The 22,066-nt window shown below is 29.8% G+C and carries 18 protein-coding genes, 3 tRNA genes and 1 pseudogene; 16 read left to right on the top strand and 6 right to left on the bottom strand.

The annotated features are described in order from the left end of the window. From AACZ53_RS07210 to AACZ53_RS07145, 14 genes and pseudogenes are all read left to right on the top strand, one after another. A pseudogene (locus AACZ53_RS07210) lies at nucleotides 1-255 on the top strand (hypothetical protein); the annotation flags it as partial. Next, entirely contained in the window at nucleotides 255-1,247 is a 993-nt protein-coding gene (locus AACZ53_RS07205; RefSeq protein ID WP_339836430.1) for a DUF6712 family protein, read from the top strand. The pseudogene AACZ53_RS07210 and the gene AACZ53_RS07205, both read left to right, overlap by 1 nt. 2 nt (nucleotides 1,248-1,249) lie before the next feature. Then, complete coding sequence (locus AACZ53_RS07200) at nucleotides 1,250-1,600, top strand: hypothetical protein (protein ID WP_339836428.1); 351 nt, start codon at nucleotides 1,250-1,252, stop codon at nucleotides 1,598-1,600. Then, on the top strand, nucleotides 1,600-2,511 hold the full coding sequence (locus AACZ53_RS07195) for a hypothetical protein (protein ID WP_339836426.1): 912 nt from the start codon (nucleotides 1,600-1,602) through the stop codon (nucleotides 2,509-2,511). The genes AACZ53_RS07200 and AACZ53_RS07195 overlap by 1 nt, the downstream gene beginning before the upstream one ends. Next, a complete protein-coding gene (locus tag AACZ53_RS07190; RefSeq protein ID WP_339836424.1) occupies nucleotides 2,489-2,950 on the top strand; it encodes a hypothetical protein in 462 nt (153 codons plus the stop codon). Before AACZ53_RS07195 ends, AACZ53_RS07190 begins: the two co-directional genes overlap by 23 nt. 29 nt (nucleotides 2,951-2,979) lie before the next feature. Then, nucleotides 2,980-3,177, top strand: coding sequence for a hypothetical protein (locus tag AACZ53_RS07185; protein ID WP_339836422.1), 198 nt, complete (start codon nucleotides 2,980-2,982; stop codon nucleotides 3,175-3,177). After that, nucleotides 3,161-3,529, top strand: coding sequence for a hypothetical protein (locus AACZ53_RS07180; protein WP_339836420.1), 369 nt, complete (start codon nucleotides 3,161-3,163; stop codon nucleotides 3,527-3,529). The genes AACZ53_RS07185 and AACZ53_RS07180 overlap by 17 nt, the downstream gene beginning before the upstream one ends. Nucleotides 3,530-3,825: 296 nt before the next feature. After that, nucleotides 3,826-4,476, top strand: a complete 651-nt coding sequence (locus AACZ53_RS07175; protein WP_339836418.1) for a hypothetical protein — start codon at nucleotides 3,826-3,828, stop codon at nucleotides 4,474-4,476. A gap of 291 nt (nucleotides 4,477-4,767) precedes the next feature. Further along, the gene (locus tag AACZ53_RS07170) at nucleotides 4,768-5,085 is read left to right on the top strand and encodes a hypothetical protein (RefSeq protein WP_339836415.1); all 318 of its coding nucleotides are present in this window, start codon (nucleotides 4,768-4,770) and stop codon (nucleotides 5,083-5,085) included. Beyond that, nucleotides 5,078-5,482, top strand: a complete 405-nt coding sequence (locus AACZ53_RS07165; RefSeq protein ID WP_339836412.1) for a hypothetical protein — start codon at nucleotides 5,078-5,080, stop codon at nucleotides 5,480-5,482. The genes AACZ53_RS07170 and AACZ53_RS07165 overlap by 8 nt, the downstream gene beginning before the upstream one ends. Nucleotides 5,483-5,598: 116 nt before the next feature. After that, a complete protein-coding gene (locus tag AACZ53_RS07160) occupies nucleotides 5,599-9,762 on the top strand; it encodes a phage tail tape measure protein (protein ID WP_339836410.1) in 4,164 nt (1,387 codons plus the stop codon). Continuing rightward, entirely contained in the window at nucleotides 9,759-10,160 is a 402-nt protein-coding gene (locus AACZ53_RS07155) for a hypothetical protein (protein ID WP_339836407.1), read from the top strand. Before AACZ53_RS07160 ends, AACZ53_RS07155 begins: the two co-directional genes overlap by 4 nt. 2 nt (nucleotides 10,161-10,162) lie before the next feature. Further along, nucleotides 10,163-12,352, top strand: coding sequence for a hypothetical protein (locus AACZ53_RS07150; protein WP_339836404.1), 2,190 nt, complete (start codon nucleotides 10,163-10,165; stop codon nucleotides 12,350-12,352). Further along, complete coding sequence (locus tag AACZ53_RS07145) at nucleotides 12,330-14,150, top strand: hypothetical protein (RefSeq protein WP_339836401.1); 1,821 nt, start codon at nucleotides 12,330-12,332, stop codon at nucleotides 14,148-14,150. Before AACZ53_RS07150 ends, AACZ53_RS07145 begins: the two co-directional genes overlap by 23 nt. 31 nt (nucleotides 14,151-14,181) lie before the next feature. Here AACZ53_RS07145 and AACZ53_RS07140 read toward each other — a convergent pair whose 3' ends face one another. The 4 genes from AACZ53_RS07140 to AACZ53_RS07125 all read right to left on the bottom strand — a co-directional run bounded on the left by AACZ53_RS07140 (nucleotide 14,182) and on the right by AACZ53_RS07125 (nucleotide 15,738). After that, nucleotides 14,182-15,348: a tyrosine-type recombinase/integrase gene (locus AACZ53_RS07140; RefSeq protein ID WP_339836399.1), complete on the bottom strand. Its 1,167-nt coding sequence runs from the start codon at nucleotides 15,346-15,348 to the stop codon at nucleotides 14,182-14,184. Between the two features lie 96 nt (nucleotides 15,349-15,444). Continuing rightward, nucleotides 15,445-15,518, bottom strand: a tRNA-Arg gene (locus AACZ53_RS07135). A gap of 40 nt (nucleotides 15,519-15,558) precedes the next feature. Then, nucleotides 15,559-15,633, bottom strand: a tRNA-Pro gene (locus AACZ53_RS07130). 18 nt (nucleotides 15,634-15,651) lie between these two features. Beyond that, a tRNA-Ser gene (locus AACZ53_RS07125) sits at nucleotides 15,652-15,738 on the bottom strand. Between the two features lie 263 nt (nucleotides 15,739-16,001). On the opposite strand from AACZ53_RS07125, the gene AACZ53_RS07120 reads away from it, so the two are divergent. Both AACZ53_RS07120 and AACZ53_RS07115 read left to right on the top strand, forming a co-directional pair. Further along, nucleotides 16,002-17,180 carry an acetyl-CoA C-acyltransferase gene (locus tag AACZ53_RS07120; protein ID WP_339836397.1) on the top strand — a complete coding sequence of 393 codons (1,179 nt, stop codon included), beginning with the start codon at nucleotides 16,002-16,004 and terminating at the stop codon, nucleotides 17,178-17,180. Between the two features lie 78 nt (nucleotides 17,181-17,258). Beyond that, nucleotides 17,259-18,020 carry a C40 family peptidase gene (locus tag AACZ53_RS07115; RefSeq protein ID WP_339836394.1) on the top strand — a complete coding sequence of 254 codons (762 nt, stop codon included), beginning with the start codon at nucleotides 17,259-17,261 and terminating at the stop codon, nucleotides 18,018-18,020. Between the two features lie 37 nt (nucleotides 18,021-18,057). Here the strand turns inward: AACZ53_RS07115 and AACZ53_RS07110 are convergent, their stop codons facing one another. Further along, on the bottom strand, nucleotides 18,058-19,236 hold the full coding sequence (locus tag AACZ53_RS07110) for a hypothetical protein (protein ID WP_339836391.1): 1,179 nt from the start codon (nucleotides 19,234-19,236) through the stop codon (nucleotides 18,058-18,060). 45 nt (nucleotides 19,237-19,281) lie between these two features. Continuing rightward, nucleotides 19,282-21,864, bottom strand: a complete 2,583-nt coding sequence (gene gyrA / locus AACZ53_RS07105; protein ID WP_339836389.1) for a DNA gyrase subunit A — start codon at nucleotides 21,862-21,864, stop codon at nucleotides 19,282-19,284. Nucleotides 21,865-22,066 lie beyond the last annotated feature (202 nt).

The following is a 22,066-nucleotide window of genomic DNA, read 5'->3' as shown; positions in this document are numbered from 1 at the left end:
AGCATATCATCATCATTAGGTAATATGTCAGAAGGTAGTAAAGTAAATTCAGGTTCTGAGCAATACTATTCTCTAATTGGCTATTTGAATACAGGTGTTGATATTCCTGAAATGATAATATGTAAACCTTTCAATATGGCTTTAAAAGTCAATTGGCCAAAAGAAAATATAAAAATTGGTTTCTTTCATAACATTCCAGAAATGCAACAAGATATTTCACCAAGCAAAAGATTAAGTAATCAAACAGAGCAATAATGAAACTTTTATTTACAGAAGAAAACTTTTCCGAATTATTCAAAGAACTATTAGGTTTTGTGAATAAAGATTTAGCTTTTAATAATTACAAAGCTGACTTGTTTACTGCATCAAATGAGTTAGTAAATATAATTGGAAACAACATTTACAAATTAGCCATTGACAATGAAGATGAAACTGATGAAGACAAAGATACTTATCATTTAGTATGGAAAATTCGTTATGCTATTTCAATAAATGCTTACCGTTTGTTTGCACCAAATGGAGACTTATCACATACTGGAGATGGTAGAAAAATGCGTAATGAAGAGCATGAAAGCAATGCTTTTGAATGGATGATTGAAAAAGATAATAAAGCTTTAGAAAAAAGATACTATCGTGCACTAGATGATTTGATTACTTTCTTAGATAATTCAAAAGTTGAAACTGAAACTACGCAAACTATTTATACTGTTTGGATATCTTCTGATGAATATAAATCGTCACAGCAACTATTCATTAGAACCGTAAGTCAATTCAACCAATCATTTGTAATTAACTCAAGGTATTTATTAATGACTTTGCAACCAGGAATGAAAGAATGTGAAGACTTACAAATCCTTTCAAGAATAGGTAAAGACAAATTCAATCAATTAAAAGAAAAATTCAAAAATAACACAGAAATTTCAGAAGAAAACGACATTCTTCTTTTGCACCATATTAGAAATGCAGTTGCTAATTACGCTCTAGCTTGGGCAATTCCTAGATTATCGATTAATGTCTTTCCTGAAGGAATTGTACAAGGTTATACTTCAGATAGGCAAACAATGAAAGCATCTAAAAATCCATTATACAAAGAAGCTGAATGGGCAAAACAATCTTTTCAAGATGGCTGTAAGCTTTCACTAAATGAAATTGAAAATATAATGGCAAAAATAAATAATCAAATAGACACTACAGATACTAATGTTAAACCAGCCATTGATTTTGGCGATAAATTCTTTTCTGCATAATTATGAAAAACTACATCAAACACTTTTATTTTATTCATTTATGGTTTATTCCTGCTTTTTTTGCTTGGATCAAATCGATTCCATTTCAATTAAAAAACTTTAATAAAATTCAAGAAGCTAAAAAGTACGAAAAACTATTAGCTAAAGGAGTTTTGGACAAACATTTTGAGCAAAAGAAATTAGTATATGAACTTCAAAAAGTTTTAAGAAAGAAACTAAAAAAAGGAAAATCAGATTATATTCCAATGGATATAAAAACAAAAATTGAAATCAAAACTATGATTGAGTTTGATTTTGGCTTTAGAATGAAAGCTTTAGGAATTAAAATTACGGATGATTTAAGATTAATATAATGCACACCATTTACCTCCAAAATCCAGATGCTGAAAAGTACATCCCTTCTACTCTAGCAGAATGCGATGAACAACAGTATATGGATATGTGCGAGTTAATCCTAAAATTTCAAACCGGATTAATTTCTTATGAAAATTTGCGCGTATTAGCAATTTACAAGTTGCTTAATATGGTGCCAAAAAATAATATATCAGAAGATCAGGAAGAATTAAAAAACCTTGAAGTTTATAATCTATCAGAAATGATAGATTCGTTTTTTGAGCATAAAGAAGATAATCAAAAAGTTATCATTCAAGATTATATTCATAATCCAGTTCCATGTATTAAACCTCTTTGGAAAACTTATTACGGAATTTCAAACCAATTCCAAAATGTAACATTTGGCGAATATACCGATGCATTGCGATTGTTTTATCAATTTAATGCTACAGCTAATTTTGAAATACTTTATGCTTTAGCAGCTATTTTTTACCGTAAAAAGAAAAACTTTCACTTCATAAGTAAACAATTAAATAGTTATGATGGTGATATTAGAAAATCATACAATCCAACCAATGTAGATAAGCGAGTAAAAGTTTTCAAATGTGCTCCAATAGGCTTTGTTTATGGTGTTTATTTATTATTTGCATCATTTCAAAAATTCATTTCATCAGCGCAAGTTCCTTGGGGTGGAAAAGTTTTAAATCTTTCCATATTGTTTGATGGTCCAACAGATAATGAACCAGAAGAAAACGCTTCAATAGGCATGGATTCCATTATGTTTACTATGGCAGAAAGTGGAGCGTTTGGCGATTTACAAAAAGTACAAAAAACCAACCTTTGGCAAATTCTTATTCGCATGTACGATATTCGAGTTAGAGATTTAGCCGAACAAAAAAGACAGAATAATGCTAACAATCAACAACCTTAGAGAATTTACAACCGAAATTAAAGCAGTTGTAGAAAAAGTAAACACTGTTGCCGTTGTAGTGGATGACTCTCAATTTGTAAAATTATTAAGTGACATCAGCGTTAATGATAATTTTATGTTTATTGCTGTAGTTCCTCAATATCCTTTAAATGGAAATGATGATCAATACAAATGGAATAACCAATTGCAGTTTTTCCTATTGAAAAAGTCAACCGATAGAAATAATAATTTATCAAATTTATTGGATAACTTAAACGAAACCCAAGAAGTAATGAATGAAATCATTACTATTATGCTTTCAGAAAAAATTGGAGCAGATAACCAAATATGTAAATTATCTAATGAGTTAGTTCCTGGTTCACTTATGGTTCAACCAGTATGGGAAAAAGCTCAATGCAATGGCTGGGTTTTAGAACTAGATTTGCTTACTAAAGTTTAATTTGCGTATATTTACGCAAATTAAATAACATGACACAAAATGAAATCACAGAGCTTTTTTACAAAGCTATTCAAGAAAAAGCTGTTTACAACAAGCTTGAAAACATAAGTAGAAATCAAGTCTACAATTGGAACGAAAAAAGAACTACACCATCATTAGGTAATATGCTTGAAGTACTGTTTCAATTAAAGCTTATTAATGTATCATCAAATGAATATATTAGCTAATAGATCAAAATCAAATGAAGATATCTTAAAAGGTAAATTTATTCGAAAACAATTGCAAGAAACTGCTCAATCCATTCAGCAAGATTCATCCAAGGCAATGTCTTCTTTTCGTTCAGGATTTTGGAATGACCGTTCTTTTAATGTAACTGACAATGTTTTAGATTATAAGCATTTAAAGCAACACCGTTACGTTGATATGAGAACAAGAGCCAAAAAGGATGGTTCAAAAGTAAAGAAGAAATCTTATCGAAATCACAATCGTATTATTATGGGTAATTACTCGCAATTAGTGCGTGAGCTTTCATTTGGTTTTACTAAAGAAACCAAAAACATATTATCTAATATTCATTAACTTATATGAATTTCTAGCAATAAATTAAGATTTCTGTAGTTATCATATTACAAAAAAACAATTTATTATGGGGCTAATTTTTACACCACAGGAAAAGGAGGAACTTCGTTATGCTTATAAAAAGCTAAAGTTTTGGTACAATGTTTTGTTGGAAACAGAATACTTGAATGACTTGGAACATCGCAAAGAACTAGCTTCATCCATAGGAACTTTAAAAAAGCTTTCTAAAAAAAAGAATAAGAGGATTTAAGTCCTCTTTAGTTATATATTTGTTTTAACCAAAAAAATATTTATTTATGAGAAAATTACTTTTACTATTAATTATAAGTTTGCTTTTTTCATGCAAAAAAGAAACTTTAAAAAAAGAATATTATTCAGTTTTAATATATGAAGATACTTTTGGAGGAAGATATTTAATAGAAGAAGAAATAGATACAATTTTCCATGAAAATGATACTCTTGCTTTAATTAATAATTACGAATCATATTTAGTTAGAAAAGTTTTAGATGAAATTGATTCTAGTAGATATATGTACACCAAAACAAAAATTATTGATCATAGATTATTAAATAATAAAAATCAAATAATATCTTCTTTTTTATCTGATTCAATAAAGTATGTTTCTGAAAAAAGGGTAAGAAAATCAGTATTAGAAATTAAAAATACAAGTATTGAAAAATCACAAAATATCGAATCAGATAATATAGGTTCTCAATTTTCAAATTATGATGGCTCACACATAATTCTTTCAGAATATATCAAAAACAATTTGAATGATCCAGATAGTTATTTTCATGTAGAAACTTCATATAATATCAAAGATGATTATATAGGTATTAAAACTATTTTTAGAGCTAAAAATGCTTACAATGCAACTATTACTAAAACAGTTTTAGCTAAATCAAAAAAAGATACTGGACAATTGATTGAAGTTTCAGGTATATAAAATCGACTTTTAAGAGGCTTAAAATACAATTAAAAGTTTATCTAAATTGATAATTTTTTAAATCTATGATTTGTCAAATAAGTAAAGTCGTATGCAATTACACATATTTTTTTTGGTAAATTAAATTTAGATTTGTACGTTTGCTATGCAAAAAGATAATAACATGAAATTTTACAAAGTAAACAATCCAGCCTATCCCATGAGAAGTTCCGAGAGAAACGGAATACTCACTCCAACTATGTTGTTGTCTTTTTGCAGCTCATGGGTAGGTTTCTTTAATTCATTTATATTATGCAAAAAGACAACAACATTGAAGAAAATCAAGACAAAAAGCTATTTAGCTTTACTCCCAACCTGCTTACAAACATTCAATCGTTTGATGCCAAAAGGTTAAATGAAATTAGCCTATTTTTTTCAACAGCTTTTAGAGAGCTCACCAACCACGAATTATTTAATGATGAAGATTATCGCTTAGAATGGGCAGATAATATTTGTATTTTAGAATCAATGGCCATTCCATACAAAGATTATTCTAATCAAGAAATGGAAACAGCTATTAAAACCACAATGATAATTTTATCAGAAAGAAAGGAGGTTGCAAATGCCTAATTTCGATTTTACATTCTTTAGCAATCAACACCTTTCAATTAGAATTAGAAATAAAAATCTTGAGGAAGCTCTTAAATTAGTTCATGGTATTTCAGTAAAAATCAAACCAATTGTAAAAATGGTTTTCAATAATGGCGATGTATTTTATTTTGATGATGCTATTGTAGAAAAATTCATAAATAAGAAAATTACTTATGATGAATTAATAGGTCAACTAAAATGTACTGATGTCATTATTAATAAAACTGCATTCACCACAAACAAAGGTATAGAAATGGATGAAGGAGCGTTATGGAAAAGAATTGGTCTTAAATGCATTCTAATAGATGATGATCATTATGTTGAATGTGAATATTTAGAAAGTATATTTGAAAGCGTTGAATTTCAAATAAATTAAATTATAAGTTAACTTTTTCAAAAATCCTTAAACATTCCGTTTAGGGATTTTTTGTGTTTTGTCATGTCACACGTAAACTTTTTGGTAATTACCATCTTTGAATAAATATCAAAGAAATGGCTAAAACGATAACAGACGAACGCATAAAGCTTACTATTGAGGTAACTGGAAACGAGGCTCAAAAGGAATTATTAAATTTAGAAAAAGCAACTCGTAAACTAACAGAAGAAAACGTTCAATATCGTTTAGAAAAGAAACGTTTAGAAGCTCAAGGAAAAAAAGATACTGCCGAATATAAATTGCTTACAGCATCAATAAAACAAAATACTATAACCATTACTGCTAATAAAGCAAAAATGGCTGAGCTACAGAAAGAAATCGGTTTAACGGGTTTAACCATGACTCAGTTAAGACAAAAAGCTACAATACTTCGTAGTACTCTTTCTAATATGGTTCCTGGTTCAGCAGATTTTCAAAGATATACTAACGAACTCCGCCAAGTTAATGCTCGCATATCTGAACTATCAGGAAAAGCTCAAACCGCTAGGTTCTCTTTAGGAGGTTTAGCCGATGGTTTCAACCGTTATCAAGCTTTAGCTTTTTCTTTTGTTGCTGCTTTAACTGGTGTAGTTTTATCAATACAAAAGATATTAGATATAAACGGTAAACTTTCAGATTCTCAATCTGATGTTATGAAAACAACCGGAATGACTAAAAAAGAAGTTGATGAACTAACAAGGTCATTCGGTTTAATGAAAACACGTACTGCTAGAATTGAACTTTTAGGACTTGCAACTGAAGCTGGTCGATTAGGTATTGAAGGAACTGAAAATATAAGGGCCTTTGTCGAACAAGCGAATAAACTAAAAGTTGCATTGGGCGATGATTTATCTGATGAAGCTATTAGAGAAGTCGGAAAAATGGTGAATGTCTATAAAGTTGGTGAAGAAACTGGTAAAGACTTTGCTGGTTCCATGGATGCTTTAGGTTCATCAATCAACCAAGTTGCTGCTTCAGGAGCAAATCAAGCGGGATTTTTAGTAGATTATTTAAAACGTCAAGCAGGTATTGCATCACAAACCAAACTTTCGGCTGCTGACAATATAGGTTATGCAGCGACTTTTGACGAAATAGGGCAAAGTGTCGAAGTTTCTGCAACTGCAATGAATAAGGTTTGGATGGATATGTTTGAAAATCCAGAACAATATGCAAAAATTGCTAAAATGTCTATTAAGGATTTCAATACCCTTTTACAAACAGATGGTAATGAAGCTATGATTAAGTTTTTAGAAGGACTAAAAGGAAACAATGGTGGCTTAGCTGTTATGTTAGATAAATTAAAAGATTTAGATGTAGGAGGAACTCGTGGTGTTCAAGCATTATCAGCATTAGCAAATAACACTGAAATTCTAAGAGATAGACAATTAACTTCTAACCAAGCTTTAATTGAAGCTACTTCTTTGACAGATGAGTATAATTTAAAGAATAACAATTTAGCTGCAAGTTTAGAAAAATTGCAAAAAGTAGTTGCTGGTGTGTTCTCTTCACAAGCTTTTATAAATTGGCTTTCTGGTGCAGTTGAATGGATTTCAAAGTTTGTAGGTGCTTCAGAAGATGCAGATGGAAATGTAACCAAATGGAGAAACGGAATTGTTTTTACAGCTAAAATCATAGCTGTTTTTACAGCTGCTTTAGTTACAAATGTAGCTTGGCAAAAATTAGTAGCATTATGGACAGCAAGAAATACAGAGGCAACTTTATTATATAATATTGCTACTAAAGCTTCAGCTGTAGCTCAAGGTATTTCAATGATAGTTACGCAAGCATGGGCGGGAACTATGATGTTGTTAAGAGGTAATGTTATTGGAGCTCTACAAGCTTTTAGAGTTATGACCGCTACAATGCTTACAACTCCTTGGGGTTTTATTTTAGCGGCTATAGCTGCAATTGGTGCAGCTTATTTAGTTTTCTCTGATAATGTAGATAAAGCGAGTATAAACCAAAAAAGATTGAATGATTTATATAAAGAATCAAATTCTAACTTACAGGAACATAAAGATAATTTACAAGCATTATTAGCAATTGCAAAAGACGAAACTGCATCTAAAGAGGCACGTTTAAAAGCTATTAAAGCCATCAATGAAATATCTCCAGAGTATTTAGGAAATATTAAATTAGAAACTATAACTACAAACGAAACAACTGCTGCAATAAATAGATATATTGGAGCACTTGACAGAAAACTTCAAGCTGAAGCTATTGATAATGCAATTAGAGAATCGAGAGGAAGGCTTTTAGAAATAGAGAAAAAAGAATTAGAAAATTATGCAAAATGGTCTGATAACTTTTTATTAAAAATAACTGGAGCACCTAAATCAAAAACAAGAGACACAGATAGCGAAAACACAAGAAAAGCAGATGATCTTAAATATGAAAATGATTTAATAAAAAGTTTACTTGATAAACGTAAGCAATTATTTATTACATCAGCAAATGAATCGGGCTTAACTTCTTCTGAACTAGAACCATTAACTCCTGAGATTAATAACAAAACACAAAAAAAATATGATGACTCCTATTTAAATGATGAAAAGAAAATGGCTGAAGAGTTATTAAAACTCCAACGCGATAATGAAGAAGCTCGTATTAATGCCTTAAAAAGTAGTTATGCTCGTGAATTTTTAATGGAAGTTGAAAAACACCAACAAAAACTAGAGGATAATAAAATGGCTAATGAAGATATCATTAAGCTAGAGCATAAATTATCTAAAGATTTAATAGCTGCTGAAAAAGCTAAAGACTATAAAAAAATTGCTTCAGTCAAATCGATGCAGGGTTTACTTCGTGAAAAGAAAACTGAATTAGCCGAACAAATTGAGCATGATGAAGACATGCACCATCTTCGTTTAGGTACTATCCAAGAAAAAGCTGGAGTAGAAGAAATTGAAAATATTGCTAAAGAATACGAACGTCAAAAAATGCTTCGTGAAACGGCTTTCAATGAAGAATTAGCGCAATTAAATTTATCAGAAGAAGAAAAAGTAAGAAGAAAGGACCAATTTCAAAAAGAAGAATTAGCTAAAGAAGAAGCATATTTAAATCAACAAATTGAAAAATACAAAGATATCCTTTCAGGAAAAGATATTGATGGTATTCAATTTAATCTACTTACAGAGGAGCAAAAAGATAAATTAGCTGAGGATTTAGAAAAAATCATGTCTGCTATTGCTAAAATTAAAGCAGCTAAGGAAGGAAAAGATAATGATTCTTCTAAGGAGATTGATTTAGGTCTTGGAGGTCAAACTGATGTTTTAGGATTTACGCAAGACCAATGGGACAAGTTTTTTCAGAACATAGATAATGGAACCGTTGGACTTCAAACCATGCAAATGGCAATTGGTGCTCTTTCAAATTTATGGAGTCAATTCAACCAATATTTAGATGCATCTGAAAATGCTCAATTTAAAAAATATGAAAAAGGTCAGGATAAAAGAAAAGACAAACTTAAACAACAATTAGATAGAGGTTATATAAATCAGGCTCAATATTCAAAAGGTATTGAAAAAATTGATAAGGAAACAGACAAACAAAAAGGCGAATTAGAATATAAACAAGCCAAAAGACAAAAGATTTTAGCAGCTGCAAATATTATCCAATCAACAGCACAGGCTATTATTGGAATATGGGCACAATTTCCAAAGTTTGATTTCGGTGCAACTGCGGGAATAATGTCGGGTGTTGTAGGTGCATTGGGAGCTTTGCAATTGGCAACTGTTTTAAAAACACCATTACCCGCTCGTGGTTACGAAGATGGTTTTTATCCAGTCAAACGAGAACAAGATGGTAAAATGTACAACGCAAAGTTTGGAGGAAAGTCCCGGTCAGGAATTGTTCGTAAACCAACTGTTTTTTTAGCAGGAGAAAATGGAGAAAACTTTCCAGAAATGATAATTGATGGCCGTTCTTATTCTAGATTTTCACCAGAGCTTAAACAAGCAATGGATAGAGAATTGAAAGGTATAAAAGGTTTTGAAAATGGTTTTTATAACCAAGCAACTCAACGATATGAAGTTCCAAAAGACAGCACTTCTTCTTCATCAAATAATGATTTAGAATTAATAAAAGCAATGTATGTTATGTTAGCAGAAAACACAGCTGTAATGAAAGATTTAAGAGATTCAGGCATTATAGCATATTTTTCTAAAGATATGCGAGACACCAAAAAATTAAAAGAACAATTAGACGAATATCAAACCATTAAAAACAAAGCAAAACAATGAGTTACTTATCAGAAAAGGTCTTTGTAGACAATCAAGTCAATACAATTGCAGATAAATTAGTTTATTTTTTAACAGAAGCTTTCAATATAGATTATGTTGATACTGATTTCTGTTTAACAGGAAGTTCAGCTTTTATACTTCAAGATACAGAAAGAGGTGAAGCTTTAAATGTTGTTTTTGCTACGTCAAATAAAGATATGTATGACTATTTAGCAAAAAATATCAACAAATTAGTTCAACCAAAAAACGTTATAAAATTTAAAGAAAGGCTTTTAATTGAATTTGATTTTGCAAAAATGGAAATATGGAAGTTTAGTGAATCTATAACCTTAGTGGGTTATGGAAAATCTTCAGTAAAATTACAGCAAAAAGAAACTATACCAGAAAATCTATTATAATTATGTCAGTAGCAACAAATAATACAAGTTTTACAGATAATTCTTCATCTGACCAACAATTCTTTCAAGATTGGTATAGTGAAAATAATACTCTAATTTTTTACAATACGAATACTGGTATTACTCCAGCACCTTTGACTATTCCTATTACAATAAAAGATGTAATTGGAACTCCAGCGGGTGATTATTATCCTTACAAAAGAGTTTATGTAGAGAAAGTTTTTATCCTGACAAATCAAAATGATTGGTTACAATGTGAAATTGATAGTCAAATATTGAATCTTAGTAACACTTTTGCTTATTCAAACGGATTGGTAAAGAATTTGGTTTTAACACCTCAAAACTTAATAGCACTTTCACCAGGTGTTTACAATCTAAAAGTAACTTTTAACATACAAGGAAAACGAAATCCTATTTTTAGCTCATGGAATTTAATTTCTTTTTACGAACATTTTGTACAACTTTATGTAAGTAATCAAGGGTTAATAACTTGGACACCTTCGTTCATTAATTTATATCATATTCAAAATACACCCTTTCCATATAAGGATATAAATATGACTGGTAATAATTGGAAAGTAAAAACACCTCCAAATTATATCCTATCTTCTCCAAATGGTGATGTAGATATTTTGGCAGTAACATCACCATTTTTTGGCACAAGACATGAAGCAAGCGGAAGTGGTTCTAAAGTAGTTCGATTTACATTAAGTCCTTTCTTTGACTTACCGTTAGCATTGACATTAAATCCTTTTAATGAAAATTTGACAATGTATCAAAATGATGTTTATCAAGGTTCTATTCCTTTTGGTTTGTATATTCAAGAAAATATCGGTTTTGTTGTATTACCAAATCAATTAAATTTCAATGCTTTTATTGGAATTCAAGAAGCTACACCTTTAGAAGTTGATGTTTACACGTCATTTTTATATACTTTTATAAAACCAGCTTGGTTAGTAATGGAAGTTTTAGCAGAATCATCACCAGGTATTCCATCAAAATTTTTGGTTTATCCTATCTCATCACAAAATTTAGGAGTTGGAAATTATCAAGATTTTATAATTTTTACTTACGATGATGGTGGTTTACCAGCAATTGAACAAATTGATGTTTTTCATGATGTTTATGATTTTGCAGTAACACCTTATTCTAGTTCAGATATAAATTTCACAAAGGATGTTAAATTTATTGAATTCTTTTCTCAATTAAACGATGTTTATTTTGAAATGGTTATAACTGCCAAAGTTTATGATTATACTTATCAATCGAATCTATCAAAAGTTATTGAAGTTCCTTTTAAAATACCATTATTTCAAAATAAACAAAAGCAGAATATTGGTTTACTAATAGAAAAAATGCTGTTTAGCTTAAATGAAGTCAACCCATATATTAACACACAATATAAAGCAGCTGAAGTCATTGTAACAATTAACGAAAAATCATATATTGACAATTCTGTTATTTCATCATTAATTACAAATTCATATAAATTTCTATCTGGTTTAACACCAAAAAACATTGTACAAAATTGCGCAATCTTAGACATTAATATTCTTCCGAAGAGAGTTACTGCACAATCTTTTAGTTTCGTTAATATGATGTTGACTCCTAGTGTAAAAAACATTACTATAAAAACCAATGGTTTAATAGTTGATCAATATAGTATTTCTTCTCAAGTTGATACCTATAGAGAAACTATTTACTTTTCTAATTATCAAATTAAAAAAGGGGATAAAGTTGAATATGTTGTAGAATTAGATAATAATTTATTTATTTCAAAATCATTTATTGTTTTTCCTGATGGAGATTATTCTACGATGATTTTATTTGAAGATGAAGCAAGGATGGTACAAAGCTTTGAATTTACTGGTAAGTATTCATTAAAAGATGAATTTGAAAGTATTAGCCAAATTTTATATCAAAACCTTGTCGAAGTATTGAAAAAATACGATTATACAAAAGATGTTCCATTTTCAATTAACACTGGTTTCATAAGTTCTTCAGACAAAAGAACTATTCAAAGCATTTGCGAAAGCAAAAGAGCGTGGATTTATATATCAGATGATGAAATGATAGAAATAATTCCAATCACAAAGTCATTACCAGTAATGGATGTTGATACAGAATTAATAAGTTATGATTTAGAATTTCAAATAAACAGAAAATACAATGAGGAAAGTTATTCATTCTAATTTTGAATTAGATTTATCTATATTTAAAATAACCGATACATCAGAAAACCCAATTTTCTCAGACCAATTTTCTGCAAAATATTCTTTTCCTATAGAGATAGATATAACAGATGATATTGATAAAGCTTTTGGATTTATTTCTTTTCATAATGCAAATGAAGCTTTGACATATATTAATGTAAAATATGTGCATAATAATGAGTTATCTGATGCAGTTTTAGAGGTTCAAGAAGTAGCACAAAAATTAAATGTTTTAATATCTTGGGGATTTGAAGAATTCCCAAATTGGAATAAAAAATTATCTGAATTACCATTAGATAAATTTGATGTTACAAATATTTACGACCATTGTTTAACAATAGTAAATCAAACATGGCCAAATGTCAATTATAATTTTCCTCAGATTCATACAGATGAGTTTGATACTGAAGATTTAACTTGGTTTGCTTTTCAAAATATTATGAATCACATGGTTGCAGGAGTTTTTCCTGATAACTATGTAGATGATGTTGAAAATATTATTTACAACAGAAATATAATACAACCTCTTCCCTACTTGCTTTATTTATTGAAAGTAGGTTTTGAGGATGCTGGGAAAACTATTTCAGGTGATTTCTTAGAAAATGAATTAGTTAAAAAATGCTGTGTGTTTTCTCCTAATTATTCTTTTTTAGTAAATGAATTAGAATATTTTAATTTAACTGTTGTTGCAAATGAATATTATGAAGAATTTTATAATCATCAGATAAAATGCTTTAAAGAAATAGTAGTTTCGGACATTGCGGGTAATTATGCGATAGTAGGAAAAGTAACTCGCAGAACTAGTTTTAATGATTCTTATTTAGAAATAAAAGTGAATGGTAATATTGTGTGGAGTTTATATACACAAGCTGGATATAATGGAAATGGTGGTGGTACTGTTCACGAGCATGATATACAGATTCTAATTTCTTTACCAGCTGGTTTGAATAAAGTTTCATTTTATACTAATCAAGGTGAACAATATTATATGGATAGGGAAGTTTGTAATATTGATATCAATACTATAAATCCACTAGGAGGAGCTGGTGAAGATATTCCAACAATCTATAATGAAAATAAGGTTGATTTAACTAGAGTTGTTGCGGATATTACCTTTGGTGAATTAATTACAACCTGTAAAAATTGGTTTAATATTAATTTTGATTACCAAACAAGCAATGTAGATATAAATTTCATTCAGGATATTGTTATTAATGCAGCAACAAAAGATTTATCTAACACTGAAATTAAATATCCGGTTAGAAAATACAATAAAGGAAATTCATTCTTACTAAAGTTTAAAGATGTAGATTCTGAAATATATAAATTTTTACCTAGATTTCATTCATTTGAAACAATAACCTCTGAAAATTATACAGTAGATGAAAAAACATCACCAATAGAAATAAACGGCTTACCATTACCATTGATGGATAGAAATGGTAGTAAAACAGCTCATGCTTTTGAAAATGATACATCAAAATTATATTTAGTAATTTATGATGGATTAACATCAGGAAAAAATATAGCTAAAGATCCAAATGATTTATTAATTCCACGAATACATGAAGTTTTTTGGCAAAAATGGTTTAATCGTAGATTAAATGCTGTTAATTATTTGTGGACCTACATTGCAGATAGTATTGAACTTATAAACTTTAACGTTTATAACAAAGTTCATGCATATAAAAATATTCACTTAATTAAAAACATTCAGAAAACAGAAGTTAAACCAGATTTATTTGAAGTGGAAATTGAAACTGAAGCAGAAGTATAAAAAAAAGTCGGACAATATTTGTCCGACTTTCTTATCTTAATAAATCATCCAGCCTAAATATATCATCATTAGCTTCTTGATTAACAATGTGTGAGTATATCATTGTCATTTCTATTTTCCTATGACCCAAAAGTTTTTGAAGATTTGTTATACTTCCACCAGCTCGTAAATAATTAGTAGCAAAAGTATGCCTTGCAACATGAAAGGTTACTTTTTTGGTAATTCCAAGAAAGCTTGCAATAGTTTTTAATTTCAAATTAATATAAGGATCACTAAACTTTTTTATAAATAACTCATCACAATTATTTATAATATCCTTTGCTAATAAATTTAGTGTAATAGATTGATCAGTTTTTGTTTTCTTAGAAACAAAAGTAATATAGTCTTCATATAAATTTGTCCTGGTTAATTTCTGAACATCAGAAATTCTTAATCCGGTAACGCAACTAAAAAGAAAATAACCAAGTACCAATTTATTACTTTCCTCTATAAAATCAGATTTATAATATTTGAAACATTTTTTAAATTCAATTGCCGAAAGGCTAAATCTATTTCCACGCGTCGAACCTATTTTAATATCATGTCTAATAGCAATACGAATGAATTTTCGCATAGATATAATATTAGAATTGATTGTAGTTAGAGCATTCCCTTTTTTTATAAAATGCTTTTTATAATCTTCAAAAAAATGATAATCAATATCAGAAAACAAAATATCATTTTTCCAAAATCCAAGTTTATGATAAACAGCTAAATGTCTTTTGTAGCTTCCATGTTCCATTAATGAACGTTCACTTTCTAAAGCTTGTTTAAAGAAAGCTAGAAAAGAAACTCTAGATAAATTTTGTTTAAGTTCTTTCTCAAGTTTTTTTGGAGTTAAGACTTTTTCAGCCAATCTATAAGATGTTTTAATTGAAATTATTTTAGAATAAATATTTTCTAAAATTAAATTTAAGTCATTGGAATGTTTATCGTTCAAAACAATTCTTTGTTTTTTAGAGTTCCAATTTTTAACATCTAAGTGAATGTCAAGATTAATTCTAGCTACTTCTTTATTTCCTGTAGCGTATAAATAAATCAATCCTCTTTTTGGATTTCCATCCATTTTTCTAATAGTAAATTTGTGGTTCATTGACACGTAAATTTTTGTCGTGTCAACCAGCGTGTCAAAAATTAAGTCATTCGTAGCGAATTTCATAAAATAAACTTTTAAAGAATTAAACAAAAAAAGCACACTACATAAGGACTTACCCAATGTTTGTGTGCTTAATTATTGTTGGAGATTCTCCAAAAGTGATCGCGCCAGGATTCGAACCTGGGACCTACTCATTAGAAGTGAGTTGCTCTATCCAGCTGAGCTACGCAACCAATATTTACTGTTAAAAGTTATTAAAATAACTTCATTTTGTCGGGGTGGCAGGATTCGAACCTGCGACCTCCTGCTCCCAAAGCAGGCGCGATGACCGGGCTACGCTACACCCCGAGGTGTGAAAAAAATAAGCGGAGAGTAAGGGATTCGAACCCTTGGTACAGTTTCCCATACGCTTGTTTAGCAAACAAGTCCTTTCGGCCACTCAGGCAACTCTCCAATCTTCTATGTTACATATAAGAACTTATCTTTTTAGCGGTTGCAAATCTAGGATTTACTTCTTATTATTGCAAGAGAATTAGATAATATTTTTCAAAAAAAAGTCAATTTAATTAAAATGAATTAATAATCAAGGACATAGAATACAATTTAATTAACTATTTATATTGGATTCAATAATTAAAGAGATGTTTTTAATGATTTTAATCTTAAATTAAGAAAAAATAGCTAATAATTTATTAAATTCGCAAAAAATAAATATTATGAGTACTAAAGTAGTTATAGTTTCAGCAGTAAGAACTCCAATTGGAAGTTTTATGGGTTCATTGTCAAGTGTTCCAGCTACACAATTAGGTGCAGCAGCTATCAAAGGAGCATTAAATAAAATTAATTTAGATATCAACCTTGTTGACGAAGTAATAATGGGTAACGTGGTTCAAGCCGGAAACGGTCAAGCACCAGCTAGACAAGCTGCATTAGCCGCAGGTTTGTCAAATAATGTTATATGCACAACCATAAATAAAGTTTGTGCTAGTGGAATGAAAGCTGTTATGCAAGGAGCTCAAGCTATTATGGCTGGAGATGCGGAAGTAGTTGTTGCAGGTGGAATGGAAAACATGAGTTTAATTCCTCATTATGTACACATGAGAAATGGAGTTAAATTTGGACCAACTACTTTAGTTGACGGAATGCAAAGAGATGGTTTGGTTGATGCATACGATAATCAAGCTATGGGAACATGTGCAGATTTATGTGCATCAGAATATAAAATTTCAAGAGAAGAACAAGATAATTATGCCATTCAATCTTATGAGCGTTCTGCAAAAGCATGGGAAGCTGGAAAGTTTGATTCAGAAATAGTTCCTGTTGAAGTACCACAGAGACGTGGAGATGCTTTAGTTGTGTCTAAAGACGAAGAATATATAAATGTTAAGTTGGAAAAAATTCCTGCCTTAAATCCAGTTTTTAGTAAAGATGGAACTGTTACTGCAGCAAATGCATCAACAATAAACGACGGAGCTGCTGCTTTAGTCTTAATGAGTGAAGAAAAAGCAAAATCTTTAGGATTAACTCCTTTAGCTTACATAAAATCATATGCAGATGCAGCTCAAGAACCAAAATGGTTTACTACTTCTCCTGCAATAGCCTTACCAAAGGCATTAGATAAAGCTGGAATTTCAATAGGTGATGTAGATTATTTTGAATTTAATGAAGCATTCGCAGTTGTTGGGTTAGCTAATGCAAAAATATTAGGCTTAACTGAGGATAAAATTAATGTAAATGGTGGTGCAGTTTCTTTAGGTCATCCATTAGGTTGTTCTGGTGCTAGAATTATTGTAACATTAATTAATGTTTTAGCTCAAAATAATGCAAAAATTGGTGCTGCTGCTATTTGTAATGGCGGCGGTGGTGCTTCTGCAATAGTTATTGAAAGAGTATAATTGAAGTTAAATTTTTTAGAATTATGATTTAGAGTATATTTGTACTTTAAATCATAATTTTTATTTTACATCCTATTAATGTTTGGTATTTGTAACCTAGCCATAGTTCCTTTGCGATTTGAACCTTCTGATAAAAGTGAACAGGTTTCACAACTTTTATTTGGAGAACATTTTAAAATTATTGAACAAAACCCTAAGTGGGTTTATGTTGAACTTGCTTATGATGGTTACAAAGGTTGGATTGATAGTAAACAATTTCAACCAATTATTGAAGAACATTTTAATAGATTAAACAACATTCCAAGTGTTTTGAGTGCTGATTTAATTGAATATATCTGTACTCCTTCCAATCAATTAATTCCAATTTCTTTAGGAACTAGTTTATCCTTTTTAGATAATGATGAAATTAATGAATCAAAATTTTCATTTGATGGTATAAAAGTTTGTGGCATAAAAAATAAAGCTGAATTAATTAAAACAGCCTTTATGTATTTGAATGCTCCTTATTTATGGGGTGGAAAATCTCCTTTCGGAATTGATTGTTCTGGATTTACTCAAATGGTTTATAAATTAAATGGATATAAATTATTTAGAGATGCATCACAACAAGCTAATCAAGGAGAAGCTTTAAGTTTTATTGAAGAAAGCGAACCAGGTGATTTAGCTTTTTTTGACAATGAAGAAGGTAATATTATACATGTTGGAATTATGATGGAAGACAATTACATTATTCATGCATCAGGAAAAGTTAGAATTGACAGACTAGATCATCTAGGAATTTATAATGTTGATACTGGCAGACATACTCATAAACTCAGAGTTATTAAAAAAGTTATATAAAATAAAAATCCCGTTTTTCAACGGGATTTTTTATTCTTTATAATTTAGCTGCTTTATCTTTTAGTCCTAGAATTTCATAAGTGCTCTTTAACATGATTTTTGTGTTTTCACTACTAGGATCTAATTTATAAGATTCTTCAAAATGAGGCATTGCTGCTTCGTACATACTCTTTCTTTTAGCCATCAACTCTTCATATTTTTTTGGCTTATCTAAGTTCTTATTAATTTCTTCAACTAAGCCTGCGTCTTCAGACAAACCTAAATACCCAATATTAAAATGCAAAGAGGCATTAGTAGGATCTTTTTTTATAATTTCTTTAATTAAATTTTTATAAGTAGTAACGTCATTTTGTACATAATAAAAATTAGCTTGTTCAATAAGTATGTTTAAATCATTAGGACTTTCACTAACTAAATCTTGGTAAGCTTTCTTTGCTCCTTCAACATCACCAGTTTGAACTTTTAAATTAGCTATTAATTTCAGAATATCTGACCTACCTGAAACTTTTTCATCTCTAGGTTTTTCATGTGTTTTTAAATCAAGTTTTGTTTTTCTAGCTCTAATTGACGTAAAAGATTCTTCTTCATCATTTAATTTATTAATAGCGAAATAGACCATTCCGTTTTTTAAATAATCACTATCTCTATATTCTTCATATAATTTAATAGCTGTTGGAAAATCTTCTCCTTGTACAGATAATATGGCAGCATTTAATAAATTGGAACCTGACTTCTTATCTAATTTATATAAATTATAGAAAGTAGCTGATGCCATTTTATATTGTTTTGCTTCATTTAATTGAAAAGCTGCTTGTTCAATTTGTGGAATTAAAAATGAATAAGCCTCATTAATATCATCAGTATATATTTTTTTCCCTTCTTTCTTTTCATACTCTAAAGTTTCATTCATAGAATTAACAAAAATCTCAATGTTTTTTGGACTCATTAATCTTTGAACCTCTTTAGGTGTAATTTTAGAACCAAGATTGTTTAATTCTGCCATTGGCAACATTCCTGTATAAAAATTTGTATAGACCTTATCTTCTTCTGAAATAGCTAAAGTTTCTAAAGTTTTTAAAGCAGATTTATAGTCCTCAATATCAGATGTTGAAGGTGTATCTTTTGCATAAATTTTCTTTAAAGTTTTTAACTCATCTTTCTGAGCAAATGTTAAAAAGCTTATTAACAATGCTACTAGTAATGTTATTTTTTTCATGTTTAGTAATTTAAAAAAAGCCCAAAACTAATTGGGCTTTGTAATTTATTCTTGTATTTCAGGTTCTTCTGAAGAATCAATATCTGTGCCATTTTCAACATCATCAATTGTTCCTTCTACTTGTTCTTCAGCTTCAACAATTTCGCCTTCTATAATTTCTTCTTCATCTTCACGAAGTACTTTTGTTACAGCAGCAATTGAATCTTTACCCTTAATATTAATTAATCGAACACCTTGAGTAGCTCTACCCATTGTTCTTAAGTCAGAAACATTCATTCTAATTGTTAATCCAGATTTATTGATAATCATTAAATCATCTGCATCTGAAACAATGTTGATTGACACTAAAGCACCTGTTTTTTCAGTTACATTTAATGCTTTAACACCTTTTCCTCCTCTATTGGTAATTCTATATATTGCTTCTCCGTCTTCTTCAAGCTTAGTACGTTTTCCGTATCCATTTTCGGTTACAACTAACAACTGAGTATCATTAACGTCATTTACATCTACAGAAACCATTCCAATTAATTCGTCTGTTTCATCTTTAAGAGTAATACCTCTTACACCAGAAGCAGTTCTACCCATTGGTCTAGTTTTTGCTTCTTCAAAACGAACAATCTTTCCTGAACGTACTGCTAATAAAACTTGACTATTACCAGTAGTTAATTTTGCTTCTAATAATTCATCATCATCTTTAATTGTAATGGCTGCAACACCATTTACTCTTGGACGAGAATATTTTTCTAAAGATGTTTTCTTAACTTGACCTTTTTTAGTAGCCATAATTACATAGTGACTATTGATGTATTCTTCATCTTTAAGATCTTGCGTACAAATAAATGCTTTTACTTTGTCATCACTTTCTATGTTAATAAGGTTTTGAAGCGCTCTACCTTTACTAGCTTTTGTGCCTTCTGGAATTTCAAAAACTCGCATCCAGAAACATTTTCCTTTTTGTGTAAAGAACATTAAATATTGATGATTGGTTGCTACAAATAAATGCTCAAGGAAATCTTCGTCTCTTGTTGCTGCACTTTTTTGACCAACTCCACCTCTATTTTGTGTTTTGTATTCTGTTAAAGATGTACGTTTAATGTATCCTGCATGAGAAATTGTAACAACTACTTGTTCATCGGCAATTAAATCTTCAATACTTACATCTCCTCCAGCATATTCAATTATCGAACGCCTTTCGTCACCATATTTATCTCTTACTTCAGCTAATTCATCTTTAATTACCTGCGATCTCATTTCTTTACTAGCTAATAACTCTTTTAAATAAGTAATTAACTTCATAAGCTCTTCATATTCAGCACGTAATTTATCTTGTTCAAGACCTGTTAATTGTCTTAAACGCATTTCAACGATTGCTTTAGCTTGAATTTCAGATAATTTGAAACGTTCAATTAAACTATTTCTTGCTTCTTCTCCATCATTTGAAGCTCTAATAATTTTAATTACTTCATCAATATTGTCTGATGCTATTATTAAACCTTCTAATATATGAGCTCTTTCTTCAGCTTTACGCAATTCATAAGTAGTTCTTCTAACAACTACATCGTGTCTGTGTCCCACAAAATAATGAATCAAATCTTTTAGATTCAACATTTGTGGTCTTCCTTTTACTAATGCAATGTTATTTACACTAAATGAAGACTGAAGTTGTGTATATTTATATAAAGTATTTAAAACTACATTAGGAACTGCATCACGTTTAAGTTCATAAACGATACGCATTCCGTTTCTATCCGATTCATCACGAATGTTAGAAATACCTTCAATTTTTTTATCATTAACTAAATCAGCCGTTTTTTTAATCATATCGGCTTTATTCACTTGATAAGGAATTTCCGTTACGATTATAGCTTCTCTATTGTTAGACTCTTCAAAAGTAGCTTTAGCACGCATTACAATACGTCCACGACCAGTTTTGAATGCTTCTCTTACGCCCTCATACCCATAAATTGTTCCTCCAGTAGGAAAATCGGGAGCTTTGATATAATTGATCAATTCGTCTATTTCAATTTCTGGATTGTCAATAAAAGCAAGAGTTCCATCAATAACTTCTGTTAAGTTATGAGGAGCCATATTTGTTGCCATACCTACTGCAATTCCTGAAGCACCATTAATTAATAAGGTAGGAATCTTTGTTGGCATTACTGTTGGTTCGTACAAAGTATCATCAAAATTCAACTGAAAGTCAACTGTCTCTTTATCTAAATCAGCCAACATATCTTCAGAAATCTTACGCATACGAGCTTCCGTATAACGCATTGCTGCTGGACTATCTCCGTCGACAGAACCAAAGTTACCTTGACCATCTACTAACATATAACGTAAACTCCATTCTTGAGCCATACGCACCATGGCATCATAAACAGATGTATCTCCGTGTGGGTGATACTTTCCTAATACTTCTCCAACAATTCTCGCTGATTTTTTATGTGCACTATTTGCTCTAACTCCTAATTCGTGCATTCCATATAATACTCTTCGATGTACAGGTTTTAAACCATCTCTAACATCAGGAAGAGCTCTAGATACAATAACTGACATTGAATAATCAATGTAAGCTGATTTCATTTCATCTTCTATGTTAATAGGAATTAACTTTTCTCCTTCAGACATAAGTTGTTATATTAATTTGTATTTAAATCTTTAACGTGCCAATTTACATCTTTTAATAATTTTTATAGCTATTTTTTTTAATAAATATTAAAGATTTATTAACAAAAAGATGTTGTTTTTTGATGATAACTCCACTTAAATTAACTTTTGTATTTGAGTTTTTTTTTGTCAATTAGCCTTGTGATATAAAATACTTTGTTTA

It is taken from the genome of uncultured Flavobacterium sp. (assembly GCF_963975005.1).
GTDB lineage: Bacteria > Bacteroidota > Bacteroidia > Flavobacteriales > Flavobacteriaceae > Flavobacterium.
This window is presented reverse-complemented; position numbering and strand designations above follow the sequence as displayed.